The organism is Roseateles violae, assembly GCF_030410485.1.
In the GTDB taxonomy this organism is placed as follows: domain Bacteria; phylum Pseudomonadota; class Gammaproteobacteria; order Burkholderiales; family Burkholderiaceae_C; genus Roseateles_D; species Roseateles_D violae.
This window is the reverse complement of record NZ_JAUHHC010000007.1, coordinates 172,195-184,559: the sequence shown is the minus strand read 5'-3', so window position 1 is coordinate 184,559 and position 12,365 is coordinate 172,195. Positions and strand designations below refer to the sequence as shown.

Below are 12,365 nucleotides of genomic sequence, written 5' to 3'. Positions count from 1 at the left end.
TTAGCGCCTGATGGCGTCAGTACGGCCGTGTAGTTGTCAAGCCGGCTGCGCGCCGCAGTGCAAACGTGGCCGCCGTGGCCCTGGCGAGGATTGAACGTTCAAGATGCTAGAGGCATTCTCAGGTTCAATCTAACGCCGCTGAGTCATGGCTACATCGTAGAAGCGATCGGTCAGGCGAAGGCGCTGGTCGGGCTGCCCCGCTCCGCCATCAGCCGAGCAGCTTGTGCGCCAGCGCCTTGACGCCCTGCGCCGCCTCGCTGCCGGGGAAATGCTCGAGCACCAGCTGGCGCTTGAGCACCGCCTGGCGCACGAGCGCGTCGACCTTGACCTCGCCCAGCAACTCCAGCTTGAAGGCCTGGCCGGGCGCGGCGCCGACGAAGCGCTGCAGCACCTGCTGCAGCTGGCCGCAGATCAGCTTACCCTCGCCGGGGCGGTTCGCCTGGTTCAGCACCAGGCCGATGCGGCGGCGCTCCTGCTGGGTGGCCAGCACCTTGATCGTCGCGTAGGCGTCGGTCAGCGAGGTCGGTTCCGGCGTGGCCACGACCAGCACGTCGCTGGCCATCGAGATCGAGAACAGCACCACGTCGGAGATGCCGGCGCCGGTGTCCAGCAGCACCCAGTCGAAGCGCGGCCGCACCAGCTCGACGATCTGCAGCAGCTTGTCGCGGATCTCCGGCGTCAGCCGCGAGTACTCGACCATGCCCGAACCGGCCAGCAGCACCGAGAAGCCGCCCGGCGCCGGCAGGATGGCCTGATCCAGCGTCGCCTTGCCGGTGAACACATCATGCAGGGTCAGCTTCGGATGCAGATTCAGCACCACGTCCAGATTCGCCAGGCCGAGATCGGCGTCCAGCACCAGCACGCGCTGGCCTCTTGCGGCGAGCGCCGCGGCCAGATTGGCCGAGACGAAGGTCTTGCCGACGCCGCCCTTGCCGCTGGTGATGGCCAGTGTGCGGGCGCCCCCGCGGGCGGCCGAAGTCCGGACGGTGGGCGACGCTGCTGCGTGCGGGGCGGCGGCTATCGTACTCATTCAACTTCCTGTTGCGTTACTGCGAACAACATGCCTTTTTCTTCGGCACTGACCAGCGAATCGATCTGCGGCTCCAGGCAGGCGCGGTTGCGGCCCTCGGCCTTGGCGCGGTAGAGCTGGCGGTCGGCCCGCTCCATCCACAAGAGCGAGGACGAGCGCACCCATTGCGGCGCAAAGGCCCCGCCGACGCTGATGGTGACGACGACCACCTGGCCCGGCGAGACCTCGATGCGCAGCTCGGAGACCCGCTCGCGGACCCGCTCGGCCACGGTGGCGCCGAAGGCGGTCGCGCAATTCGGCAGGATGATCGCGAACTCCTCGCCGCCGACGCGCGCCACCGAATCCATCGGCCGCACCACCTGCTTGAGCGCATCGGCAACCGCCTGGATCACCTGGTCGCCGGCCATATGGCCGTAGGTGTCGTTGATGTTCTTGAAATGGTCGATGTCCAGGGTCAGCAGCAGCGCCGGCTCGCCGGAGCGGGCGACGCGGTCGACCTCGCGCGACATCGCCATCTCGAAGCTGCGGCGGTTCGCCAGGCCGGTCAGGCCGTCGCGGCTGGACAGATCGCACAGCGCGTCGATCACGCCCTGCAGCCACTCGGCGCTGTACGGTTCGCTGTCGGGCAGCAGCGCGCCGGCCTGCTGCAGCAATTGCAGGGCCACGTCCAGCTGCAGCCGGCGGGTATCGAACAGGGCGGATTGAGGCAGCGGTTCCAAGCGGCGAAGGCGCGTTCTGAGGGTGCCGGCGCAGTCTAGCAGGGCCCATCCCCCTCCCAAGCCTCGAAACAGGCCCTGGTTGCAGGCACTGTTCACGCTATGCGCGGCGATCTGCGCCGGCGACACTCGGACGCCATGCAAAATCGGCAGCCCGGCCCGCGCCGGGCAGAGATCACCAGCGAGTTTCCCACCGATGTCCTCCGTCCCCACCGGCGCAGGCGGCGCCGAAGCCGTCGACCATGAGTTCAGCTTCAGCCGCGCCGACTTCGACCGCGTGCGCCAGCTGATCTACAAGCATGCCGGCATCAGCCTGCACGACGGCAAGCACGCGATGGTCTACAGCCGGCTGTCCCGGCGCTTGCGCGAGACCGGCCACCGCTCCTTTGCTGCCTATCTGCAATGGCTGGAGAGCATCAGCGGCCCGCAGGGCGCGCAGGAATGGCAGGAATTCGTCAACTGCCTGACCACCAACCTGACCTCCTTCTTCCGCGAAGACCACCATTTCGTCGCGCTGGCCGAGGACCTGAAGCCGCTGGCGGGCAAGCCGGTGCGGATCTGGTGCTGCGCCGCCTCGACCGGCGAGGAACCCTATTCGATCGCGATGACCTGCGCCGAGGCGCTGGGCGCCAGCGCGCAGATGCAGATCGTCTGCAGCGATATCGACACCAATGTGCTGAACACGGCCAAGCGCGGCGTCTACAACGCCGACGCGCGCGGCCTCGACGCGAGCCGGCTGAAGGCCTTCTTCATGCGCGGCACCGGCGCCAATGCCGGGCGCATCCGCGTCAAGCCCGAGCTGCAGCGCTGGACCGACTTCCGCGTGCTGAACCTGATGGACACGCAGTGGTCGCTGGGCGAGCCCTTCCACATGGTGTTCTGCCGCAATGTGATGATTTATTTCGACGCACCGACCCAGCGCAAGGTGCTCGAGCGCATCCACAAGGTGATGCGGCCCGGCAGCCTGCTCTATGTCGGCCATTCGGAGAACTTCACCGAGTCGCGCGACCTGTTCCGGCTGCGCGGCAAGACGATTTACGAACGCGTCTGAGCGCCCCAGGTAAACCCTCAAGTGACGGCGCGAGCGGCCGATAAGGACTGATGGTCACCTCCCCTGCCTCCAGCGGTGCCGGCATCGGCACGATCAACGCCGCCGGCGCGGGTGCGGCCCGCGTGGCCCGGCTCAAGGCCCTGCCTCGCAAGAACGGCGAAGCCTCGTTCTTCTTCTACGACGCACATTTCAAGAACGCCGCGGTGAAGATCCTGCCCGGCGAGTATTTCGTCGACAACGAGGACACGCTGCTGATGACGACGCTGGGCTCCTGCATCGCGGCCTGCCTGTGGGACCGCCAGGCGCAGATCGGCGGCATGAACCATTTCATGCTGCCCGAGGGCAGCGGCGATTCGGGCCGCTACGGCTCCTTCGCGATGGAACTCCTGATCAACGAGCTGATGAAGCGCGGCGCCGTCAAGAGCCGCATGGAAGCCAAGATCTTCGGCGGCGGCGCCGTCATCGCCGGCATGAACACGATCAATGTCGGCGAGCGCAATACCAATTTCGTCATCGACTATCTGAAGACCGAGCGCATCCCCATCGTCTCCAAGGACGTGCTGGACGTGTACCCGCGCAAGGTCTGCTTCCTGCCGCACAGCGGCAAGGCGATGGTCAAGCGGCTGGCACCGACCAATACCGACGCGCTCGTGCAGCAGGACCGCGCCGCCGCCCAGCAGGCGCAGCCGGTCGTCGCCAGCGGCGGCACGATCGACCTGTTCTGAGCGGCGCGAGCGCAGGAGAAGTAGACCCATGGCCAAGACCAAAGTCGTCGTCGTCGACGATTCCGCGCTGGTGCGCAGCATCCTCACCGAGATCATCAACCGCCAGCCGGACATGCAGTGCATCGGCGCGGCCGCCGACCCGCTGGTGGCGCGCGAGATGATCCGCAACCTGAACCCGGACGTGATCACGCTGGACGTCGAGATGCCGCGCATGGACGGCCTGGACTTCCTCTCGCGGCTGATGCGCCTGCGGCCGATGCCGGTGGTGATGGTGTCCACGCTGACCGAGCGCGGCGCCGAGGTGACGATGAAGGCGCTGGAGCTCGGCGCGATCGACTTCGTCGCCAAACCCAAGATCGGCGTGGCCGAGGGCATCCGCCAGCTGGCCCAGGACATCACCGACAAGATCCGCGTCGCCGCCAAGGCGCGCGTGCACCGCTCCAGCGTGCCGGTGCCCGGCGGCACCGCGCCCGCCGCGCCGGCCAAGCCGGTCACGATCGCCAGCCTGGGCCGCATGTCGACCGAGAAGATCATCTTCATCGGCGCCTCGACCGGCGGCACCGAGGCGACCAAGGACGTGCTGATCAATCTGCCGGCCGACTGCCCGGCCGTCGTCATCACCCAGCACATGCCGCCGGGCTTCACCAAGAGCTATGCGGCGCGGCTGGACGGCCTGTGCAAGATCAAGGTCAAGGAGGCGCAGGACGGCGAGCGCATCCTGCCCGGCCACGGCTATATCGCGCCGGGCGGCCTGCACCTGAGCGTCGAGCGCTCGGGCGCCAACTACATCGCCCGCGTGCAGGACGGCGACCCAGTGAACCGCCACAAGCCCTCGGTCGAAGTGCTGTTCCACTCGGCCGCCAAGGTCGTCGGCCCGAATGCGCTGGGCGTGATGCTGACCGGCATGGGGGCCGACGGCGCCAAGGCGATGAAGGTGATGAAGGACGCCGGCGCCTACAACTTCGTCCAGGACGAGGCCACTTGCGTCGTCTTCGGCATGCCGCGCGAGGCGATCGCGGCCGGCGCCGCCGACGAAGTGCTGCCGCTCAACCAGATCGCCACGCGCCTGATCGAGCGCCTGCGCAGCACGGCCGGCATGTCGCTGAACCGGATCTGAGCCCGGCTTCCTTTCGACCCTTTCCTCCCTTTCCCGCTCAACGCGGCCGCGGTGGCAGCGGCGGCGCGGCCGCGCGCGCCTCGGCCAGGCGCTGCGGCCAGCTCGGCGTCGCGCGCTGGGCGGATGCCACTTGCGCGATGGCCCGCAGCTGGGCGGCCTCGGCCTGGGCCAGCGCGCGCTCGCGCAGCTCGGCATTCGCGTCGCCGGCGGCCAGCGCCGGCTCCACCAGCACCAGGGCCAGCAGCAGCGAGGACAGCAGCGCGGTCAGCGCCGTCAGCAGGGTCAGCGCCAGCGGTTCGGGCTTGCGCAGCAGGCGGTAGCAGTGTTGGGCAGACATCGGAAGCTCCTGTTGGGACATCGATGCTGGTAATAATATTTTTCCAACAACCGCTTAACAAACTGTTTATCCTGGCCAGATTGGTAAGCCAATCTTTCCACCATGAGTCAACGACTGCCGCTGCAATACCTGGCCGCCTTTCGTGCCGCCGCCCGGACGCAGAACCTGCGCGCCGCCGCCGAGCAACTGAACTTGACGCACAGCGCGGTCAGCCAGCAGATCCGCTCGCTGGAGGGCCAGTTGGGCTTCGCGCTGTTCGAGCGCCAGGGCCGGCGCGTCGCGTTGAACGCCGCCGGCGAGGCGCTGCTGCGCGGCGTCGAGCGCGCCTACGGCGAACTGGAGCAAGCGCTGCTGGCCGCGGCGGCCGAGCATGGCAGCGTCGCGCGCAGCCTGCGGGTGACCATGCTGCCCTCCTTCGCCCAGCGCTGGCTGATGCCGCGCATTGGCCGCTGGCATGCGCTGCAGCCCGGCATCGCGCTGGAGCTGCATGTCTCGCAGGAGGTGATCGACCTGGAGCGCGAGGGCTACCACCTGGCCCTGCGCCAGGGCCGCGGGCCCTGGACCGGCCTGGTCAACGAGGCGCTGATCGAGTCGAATCTGCTGCCGGTGGCCGCGCCGGCATTGGCCAACCGGCTGATCGGCCGACCCGTGAGCGAACTCGCGCGCCAGCCGCTGTTGGGCGATCCGGCGCAATGGACGCAGTGGTTCGAGGCCGCCGGCCTGCGCGAGCGCGTGCTGCCGATGGCCATCTTCAACGATGCGGGCATGCTGCTGCAGGCGGCCGAGCAAGGCATGGGCGTGGGCCTGACCCGCGAGCTGCTGGCCGCCGACGCGCTGCTGGACGGCCGGCTGGTGCGCGTCGCGCCGCAAGTGCCGCTGGCCAGCGAGCAGCAGCGCTACCACCTGGTCTATCCGCCGGCGCTGGCGCAAGACCCGGCCCTGCGCGCCTTCTGCGACTGGCTGCATGCCGAGATCGCCGCCTCGCGCGCCGCGCTGGCCGGCCATCTACCGGCGCAGGCGCCGATGCAGGAGATCAGTCCGCCAGGAACAGCGACTGCAGATCGCTGAGGAAGTCGAAGCCCCGGGCCGTCGCCGCGATGCGTGCCGGGTCGGCCTCGAGCAGGCCGCGGGCGCGGCCCTGCTCCATCGCGCGGGCGATGCTGGACGGCGGCAGGCCGGTGCGTTCCAGGAACTGCGTCAGCGGCACGCCTTCCTTCAGGCGCAGCGCATTGAGCATGAACTCGAAAGGCAGCTCGCGGCGCGCGACCTCGTGCTCGTTCGACACCACCGCGCCCTCGCCGGCCTTTTGCATATAGGCCGCTGGCTCGCGCCAGCGCACCTGGCGCAGCACGCGGTGCGGGAAGGACAGCTTGGTATGTGCGCCGGCGCCGATGCCTAGGTAGTCACCGAACTGCCAGTAGTTCAGATTGTGGGTGCAGCGGTGGCCCGCGCGTGCATAGGCCGAGACCTCGTAGCGCGCCAGGCCGGCCGCGCCGGTGCGCGCCGTGATCAGGTCCAGCATCTCGCTGGCAAGGTCCGGGTCGGGCAGATGCGCGGGCGGCCGGTTCGCGAACAGCGTGTTCGGCTCTATCGTCAGGTGGTAGACCGACAGATGCGGCGGTGCAAAGGCCAGCGCCGTCCGCAGTTCCAGATCGAGTTCGGCCAGGGTCTGGCCCGGCAGCGCATACATCAGGTCCAGATTGAAGGTCTCGAAGCACTGCGCCGCCTCGGCCAGCGCCGCGCGCGCCTGCTTCGCATCGTGGACACGGCCCAGCAGCTTCAGCTTGGCGTCGTCGAAACTCTGCACGCCGATCGACAGCCGGGTCACGCCGGCCGCGCGGAAGCCCTTGAAGCGGTCCTTCTCGAAGGTGCCGGGGTTGGCCTCCAGCGTGATCTCGCAGCCGGGCTCCAGCGGCAGCCGCGCGCGCAGGTCCGAGATCAGTTCGGCGATCTGCTCCGGCGCGAACAGGCTGGGCGTGCCGCCGCCGATGAAGATGCTGACGACCGGCCGGCCCCAGATCAGCGGCAGAGCGGCCTCCAGATCGCTGCGCAGCGCCGCCAGATAGGCCCGCGCGGTCTCGACGGGCAACTCCTTGCCGTTCTTCCACTCATGCGAGTTGAAGTCGCAGTACGGGCATTTCTTCAGGCACCAGGGCAGGTGCACATAGAGCGACAGCGGCGGCAGCGCCGCCAGGCTCAGGGTGCCCGGCCGCATCAGCTTGATCACATCGGCCATCGCATCACCCGAGGTGCCAGACCTCGCGCATCTGGCGCACGAGGTCGGCCGCCGCCAGCGCGCGGTGGCTCAGCGCATTCTTCTCGGCCGCGCCCAGCTCGGCGACGCTGCGGCCCAGCGCCGGGATGAACAGCAGCGGGTCGTAGCCGAAGCCGCCCGCGCCCTTCAGCTCGGTCAGGATCTCGCCCTGCCAGCGGCCCATCGCGATCAGCGGCTCCGGGTCCTCGGCCGAACGCACGGCGACCAGCGAGCAGACGAAGCGCGCGCGCCGGTCGGCCATGCCGGCCATCTTCTCCAGCAGCACCGCATTGTTCTCGGCATCGCTCTTGGGCCGGCCGAACAGCGTCGCATAGCGCGCCGACAGCACGCCCGGCGCGCCGCCGAGCGCCTCGACGGCCAGGCCCGAATCGTCCGCCAGCGCCGGCAGGCCGCTGGCCCGGGCGGCGTGGCGTGCCTTGACGAGCGCGTTCTCGACGAAGCTGTGGAACGGCTCCTCGGCCTCGGCGATACCCAGCGAGCCCTGGGTGATCAGCTCGACTCCCAGCGGCGCAAACAGGGCCTGCAGCTCGGCCAGCTTCTTGGCGTTGTTCGAGGCCAGCACCAGCTTCATCGGCTTAGATCTCCAGCGCGCGTCGCTGCGCGGCCAGCAGCTCGCCAATGCCCTTCTCGGCCAGGTCCAGCAGCGCGTTCATCTCCTTGCGCGTGAAGGCCACGCCCTCGGCCGTGCCCTGCAGCTCGACGAAGCCGCCGGCCGCCGTCATCACCACGTTCATATCGGTGTCGCAGGCCGAATCCTCGGTGTATTCCAGGTCCAGCAGCGGCACGCCGTCGACGATGCCGACCGAGATCGCCGCGACCGCGTCCTTGATCGGCGAGCTGCTCAGCTTGCCCTGCGCGATCAGCCAGCTCACCGCATCATGCGCGGCCACATAGGCACCGGTGATCGCCGCCGTGCGCGTGCCGCCGTCGGCCTGGATCACGTCGCAGTCCAGCGAGATCGTGCGCTCGCCGAGCTTGGCGAGGTCGAACACGCAGCGCAGCGAGCGGCCGATCAGGCGCTGGATCTCCTGCGTGCGGCCGCTCTGCTTGCCCTTGGCCGCCTCGCGGTCGCTGCGCGTGTGGGTGGCGCGCGGCAGCATGCCGTATTCGGCCGTCACCCAGCCCTCGCCGGAGCCGCGCTTGTGCGGCGGCACCTTTTCCTCGACCGAGGCGGTGCACAGGACCTTGGTGCCGCCGAACTCGATCAGCACCGAGCCCTCGGCATGGCGGGTGTAGCGGCGGGTGATGGTCACCGGGCGCAGCGCGTCGGCCGCACGTCCGATGCGCGGCTTCTTCAGTTCAACAGTCATCGGAAATTCTTTCTAGGGTTTGGGCTTCTTGGCGGCGCGCTGGATCGCATCGCGGATCTCGCGCACCTCGCGCTCGATCTCGCTCTCGTCCATCTCGACGCGATGGTCGGCGACGCCCTGGATCGTCGAGGCGAAACCATCCTCGTCCAGCTCCTGCGTCGAGGGGGCATCGAGTTCGCCCTTGCCTTCCCATTCGACCGCCAGCACGGTGACATTGTCGCAGCGCGGGCCGCCATTGCGCAGCGCCCGCTCGACCAGTTCCGGCACCGCGTCGGCAATGGTCCGCTCGGCCAGTTGGGCGACGATCTCGTCATCGCTCAGATTGCCCCAGAGCCCGTCCGAGCACAGCAGCAGCCGGTCGCCGGGCTCCAGCAACAGCGGGCCGGCCGTGTCGACCATGGGCTTGCCCGGGCTGCCCAGGCAGGTGAACAGCACATTGCGATTGAAACGCTCGGCGCCCGGCGTCGCCCGGCCCAGCGCCTCGGCCAGCTCGATATAGGAATGGTCGCGGGTGCGCGCGACCAGCTTGCCCTCGCGCAGCAGGTACAGGCGCGAATCGCCGCAATGGGCCCAGAAGGCCTGGTCGCCCTGCATCACGCAGGCCACGACGGTCGTGCGCGGCGTGTCCGACAGGCCCTTCTCGATCGCGTAGCGCAGCAGCTGCTGGTGCGCGATCAGCACCGCGTCCTGCAGATAGCGCTGCGGCTCGGCCAATTGCGGCCGCGCCTCGCGCTGGAACAGCGCGGCCAGGGCCTGCAGGGTCTTCTGCGCCGCGACCTCGCCCTCCGGATGCCCACCCATGCCGTCGGCCAGCGCGAACAGGCCGGCCTCGCGGGTGTAGCAGTAACCCATGCGGTCCTCGTTCTTCTCGCGCCCGCCCTTGCGGCTGACCTGGAAGACCGAAAACTTCACGAAGGCCTCCGCCGAGCCGCCTCAAGGAGGCTTCGCTCCCTCTCGGGGGGCAGCGAACGAAAGTGAGCGTGGGGGCTCACGCTTTCGCCCCGGTTTTGAGGTTCTCCAGTTGCAGTTTCAGCCGCTCGCTGAAGCTCAGCTTGGTGTAGCGGCGCTCGGTCTCACGGGCCAGCTCCTTCTGCAGCGCGAACACGCTTTGCGGTCGCGACAGCGGATCGAGCGACATGCACCACTCGGTCACTTCGATCAGATTGTCCGAATAGACATTGCGCAGGCGCGACAGGCTCAGGGCCAGCCGGTCCTTCTCCAGGCGCTGCGGCGCGTCGTTGGGCGGATAGCCCTGCATGCAGGCATAGATGCAGGCGCCGATCGCGTAGATGTCGGTCCAGGGGCCGAGGGCGCCGTCGCGGCGGTACATCTCGGGCGCGGCGAAGCCGGGCGTGTACATCGGGCGGATGAAGTTGCCCTCCTTGCTCAGCACCTCGCGCGCCGCGCCGAAGTCCAGGAGCACCGCCTTGTTGTCGTTGGTGATGAAGATGTTCGCCGGCTTGATGTCCAGGTGCAGCATCTTGTGCTGGTGGACGATGCGCAGGCCGCGCAGGATCTCGTCGAACAGCGAGCGTATCGTCGATTCGCGGAAGACCTTGTCGCGCTTCATGTCGCGCGCGGTGACGATGAAGTCCTGCAGGGTATCGCCCTGCAGGTAGTTCATCACCATGTAGACGGTCTCGTTCTCGCGCAGGAAGTTCAGCACCGAGACGACGCTGGGATGCGAGATCTGCGCGAGAGACCGCCCCTCTTCGAAGAAGCTCTTCAGGCCCAGACGGTACAGCGGCTGCTTCTCCGGCTTGACGCGCGGCGTCAGTTCGCCGGGCGAGCGCTCGGCCAGGCTGGAGGGCAGATATTCCTTCAGGGCCACCAGGTGGTGTTCGGGATCTTCGGCCAGGTAGACCACCCCGAAGCCGCCTGCTGCCAGTCGCTTGATGATCTGGTAGCCCCCCACCACCGTGCCCGCAGGCAGGGGCGCCGGTTTCGGCTTTGACATAATCGCGCTTTGCTTTGCTTACCGAGTGCTAGATGCCAGTCTACAGCATGACGGGTTACGCGAGTGCCGCCTCGCAACCCAGTGTTTCCGGTGAAAACACCGGCGCCTCCAAGGCCTCCGTCAGCGTCGAGCTGCGCTCGGTCAACAGCCGCTTTCTCGACCTCGCCTTCCGCATGCCCGAGGAACTGCGCGGCCTCGAGCCGGCGCTGCGCGAGTTGCTGACGGCGCGCTTCAAGCGCGGCAAGATCGAGCTGCGCATCAACGCCCAGCGCGAGGCCGACAACGCCTGGCCCCAGCCGCAGCCGGAACAGTTGAACCGGCTGGCGCGGCTGGAAAGCACCGTGCAGGGCTGGCTGCCGCAGGCCAAGCCGCTGTCGGTGCACGAGGCCTTGCAGTGGTGCAAGAACGGCGGCGCTGCCGCCGAGCGCCTGGACGAGGCGACGATGGAGGCCGCGCGCGCCTGCCTCGACGGCCTGGCCGAGGCGCGCGAGCGCGAGGGCGAGAAGCTGGTCGCCGTGCTGCTGGAGCGCGTCAAGCGCCTGCGCGAACTGGCCGCCGAGGCCGAGCCGCTGGTGCCGGCCGTGGTGACGCGCCAGCAGCAGCGCTTTCTGGAGCGCTGGCAGGAAGCGCTGGCCAGCGCCGGCGCGGCGCAGACCGTGTCCGAGGAAGCGTCCCGCGAGCGCGCGCTCAACGAGGCCACCGCCTATGCAATCCGCATCGACGTGGCCGAGGAACTGGCCCGCCTGCGCGCCCATCTGGACGAGATCAGCCGCCTGCTGAAGAAGGGCGGCGAACTCGGCAAGCGCCTGGACTTCCTGGTCCAGGAGCTCTTGCGCGAGGCCAATACCTTTGCCTCCAAGTCGGCCGCGATCGAGCTGACCAATATCTCGGTGGAGATGAAGGTCGCCATCGAACAGCTGCGCGAGCAGGTCCAGAACATCGAGTGAAGCAGCAGAAGAAAAGACAATAGCGATATGGAATATCCGGGCAATCTCTTCGTCGTCGCTGCACCCAGCGGCGCCGGCAAATCGAGCCTCGTCAAGGCGCTGCTGGAACTGGACGCCAAGCTGGACGTGTCGATCTCGCACACCTCGCGCGCGCCGCGCGGCCAGGAGCAGCATGGCCGCGAGTACTGGTTCGTCGGCAAGGACGAGTTCAAGGCAATGGCGGAGCGCGGCGAGTTCTTCGAATGGGCGGAGGTGCACGGCAATCTCTACGGCACCTCGCGCGCGGCGATCGAGGCGCGCATGACGCATGGCGAGGACGTCGTGCTGGAGATCGACTACCAGGGCGCCCTGCAGATCAAGCAGCTGTTCCCCTATGCGGTGCTGATCTTCATCCTGCCGCCGAGCTGGGAGGAACTGCAGCAGCGCCTGGCGCGCCGCGGCGACACCGACCCGGAGGTCATCGCCCACCGCATGGAAAACGCCCGCGTCGAGGTCGCCCAGGCGCGGCATTTCGATTTCGTCGTCGTCAATGCGGTGTTCGACACGGCTGTTTTCGACCTGAAATCGATTGTCCACGCGCAGCGGTTAAAATACGCCGCTCAGCGCCGAAACCGCTCCGCGGTGTTCTACGCGCTCAATCTGCCGTAACCCCCGGTTCGGCACCCGCAACACCCAGCCCGGAACCACCACATGGCCCGCATCACCGTCGAAGACTGCCTGACCAAGATCCCGAACCGATTCCAGCTGGTGCTCGCCGCGACCTACCGCGCCCGCATGCTGAGCCAGGGCCACACGCCCAAGATCGAGAGCAAGAACAAGCCCGGCGTGACGGCGCTGCGCGAGATCGCCGCCGGCGAAGTCGGCGTCGAGATGCTGCGCAAGGTGCCGGTCTAAACCGGC

Annotated in this window: 15 protein-coding genes; 7 read left to right on the top strand and 8 right to left on the bottom strand. The window is 68.3% G+C overall.

The features are described from left to right. Nucleotides 1-208 precede the first annotated feature (208 nt). Together QWJ38_RS22955 and QWJ38_RS22950 are read right to left on the bottom strand one after the other, a co-directional pair. A complete protein-coding gene (locus tag QWJ38_RS22955; RefSeq protein ID WP_290361464.1) occupies nucleotides 209-1,030 on the bottom strand; it encodes a MinD/ParA family protein in 822 nt (273 codons plus the stop codon). Then, the gene (locus QWJ38_RS22950) at nucleotides 1,027-1,749 is read right to left on the bottom strand and encodes a GGDEF domain-containing protein (protein WP_290361463.1); all 723 of its coding nucleotides are present in this window, start codon (nucleotides 1,747-1,749) and stop codon (nucleotides 1,027-1,029) included. Before QWJ38_RS22950 ends, QWJ38_RS22955 begins: the two co-directional genes overlap by 4 nt. Before the next feature lie 193 nt (nucleotides 1,750-1,942). Between QWJ38_RS22950 and QWJ38_RS22945 the strand changes: the two genes are divergently transcribed. Genes QWJ38_RS22945 through QWJ38_RS22935 form a run of 3 tightly spaced genes read left to right on the top strand, consistent with a single transcriptional unit; the run spans nucleotide 1,943 to nucleotide 4,639 of the window. Beyond that, nucleotides 1,943-2,797 (top strand): CheR family methyltransferase, encoded by an 855-nt coding sequence (locus tag QWJ38_RS22945; protein WP_290361462.1) that lies wholly within the window; start codon nucleotides 1,943-1,945, stop codon nucleotides 2,795-2,797. Between the two features lie 50 nt (nucleotides 2,798-2,847). Further along, nucleotides 2,848-3,522 carry a chemoreceptor glutamine deamidase CheD gene (cheD, locus tag QWJ38_RS22940; RefSeq protein WP_290361461.1) on the top strand — a complete coding sequence of 225 codons (675 nt, stop codon included), beginning with the start codon at nucleotides 2,848-2,850 and terminating at the stop codon, nucleotides 3,520-3,522. A gap of 28 nt (nucleotides 3,523-3,550) precedes the next feature. Next, nucleotides 3,551-4,639, top strand: coding sequence for a protein-glutamate methylesterase/protein-glutamine glutaminase (locus QWJ38_RS22935; protein WP_290361460.1), 1,089 nt, complete (start codon nucleotides 3,551-3,553; stop codon nucleotides 4,637-4,639). Nucleotides 4,640-4,676: 37 nt separating this feature from the next. Here QWJ38_RS22935 and QWJ38_RS22930 read toward each other — a convergent pair whose 3' ends face one another. Next, nucleotides 4,677-4,976 carry a hypothetical protein gene (locus QWJ38_RS22930; protein ID WP_290361459.1) on the bottom strand — a complete coding sequence of 100 codons (300 nt, stop codon included), beginning with the start codon at nucleotides 4,974-4,976 and terminating at the stop codon, nucleotides 4,677-4,679. Nucleotides 4,977-5,078: 102 nt separating this feature from the next. Here QWJ38_RS22930 and QWJ38_RS22925 point away from each other — a divergent pair, with 102 nt between their 5' ends. Next, nucleotides 5,079-6,044: a LysR substrate-binding domain-containing protein gene (locus QWJ38_RS22925; RefSeq protein WP_290361458.1), complete on the top strand. Its 966-nt coding sequence runs from the start codon at nucleotides 5,079-5,081 to the stop codon at nucleotides 6,042-6,044. On the opposite strand, the gene hemW is transcribed toward QWJ38_RS22925, so the two are convergent. The 5 genes from hemW to QWJ38_RS22900 form a co-directional block, all read right to left on the bottom strand. Beyond that, complete coding sequence (gene hemW / locus QWJ38_RS22920) at nucleotides 6,010-7,212, bottom strand: radical SAM family heme chaperone HemW (RefSeq protein ID WP_290361457.1); 1,203 nt, start codon at nucleotides 7,210-7,212, stop codon at nucleotides 6,010-6,012. The genes QWJ38_RS22925 and hemW overlap by 35 nt on opposite strands. 4 nt (nucleotides 7,213-7,216) lie before the next feature. After that, complete coding sequence (rdgB, locus tag QWJ38_RS22915; protein ID WP_290361456.1) at nucleotides 7,217-7,822, bottom strand: RdgB/HAM1 family non-canonical purine NTP pyrophosphatase; 606 nt, start codon at nucleotides 7,820-7,822, stop codon at nucleotides 7,217-7,219. 4 nt (nucleotides 7,823-7,826) lie between these two features. Further along, complete coding sequence (gene rph, locus QWJ38_RS22910; protein WP_290361455.1) at nucleotides 7,827-8,561, bottom strand: ribonuclease PH; 735 nt, start codon at nucleotides 8,559-8,561, stop codon at nucleotides 7,827-7,829. 12 nt (nucleotides 8,562-8,573) lie between these two features. After that, nucleotides 8,574-9,473, bottom strand: a complete 900-nt coding sequence (locus tag QWJ38_RS22905) for a PP2C family protein-serine/threonine phosphatase (protein WP_290361454.1) — start codon at nucleotides 9,471-9,473, stop codon at nucleotides 8,574-8,576. A 76-nt stretch (nucleotides 9,474-9,549) separates the two neighbouring features. Beyond that, nucleotides 9,550-10,518: a serine/threonine protein kinase gene (locus QWJ38_RS22900; protein ID WP_290361453.1), complete on the bottom strand. Its 969-nt coding sequence runs from the start codon at nucleotides 10,516-10,518 to the stop codon at nucleotides 9,550-9,552. Nucleotides 10,519-10,550: 32 nt separating this feature from the next. Between QWJ38_RS22900 and QWJ38_RS22895 the strand changes: the two genes are divergently transcribed. Genes QWJ38_RS22895 through rpoZ form a run of 3 tightly spaced genes read left to right on the top strand, consistent with a single transcriptional unit; the run spans nucleotide 10,551 to nucleotide 12,359 of the window. Further along, on the top strand, nucleotides 10,551-11,465 hold the full coding sequence (locus QWJ38_RS22895) for a YicC/YloC family endoribonuclease (RefSeq protein WP_290361452.1): 915 nt from the start codon (nucleotides 10,551-10,553) through the stop codon (nucleotides 11,463-11,465). 27 nt (nucleotides 11,466-11,492) lie between these two features. Next, complete coding sequence (gmk, locus tag QWJ38_RS22890) at nucleotides 11,493-12,113, top strand: guanylate kinase (protein ID WP_290361451.1); 621 nt, start codon at nucleotides 11,493-11,495, stop codon at nucleotides 12,111-12,113. A 42-nt stretch (nucleotides 12,114-12,155) separates the two neighbouring features. Beyond that, nucleotides 12,156-12,359, top strand: a complete 204-nt coding sequence (rpoZ, locus tag QWJ38_RS22885; protein ID WP_077036989.1) for a DNA-directed RNA polymerase subunit omega — start codon at nucleotides 12,156-12,158, stop codon at nucleotides 12,357-12,359. Nucleotides 12,360-12,365: the final 6 nt, after the last annotated feature.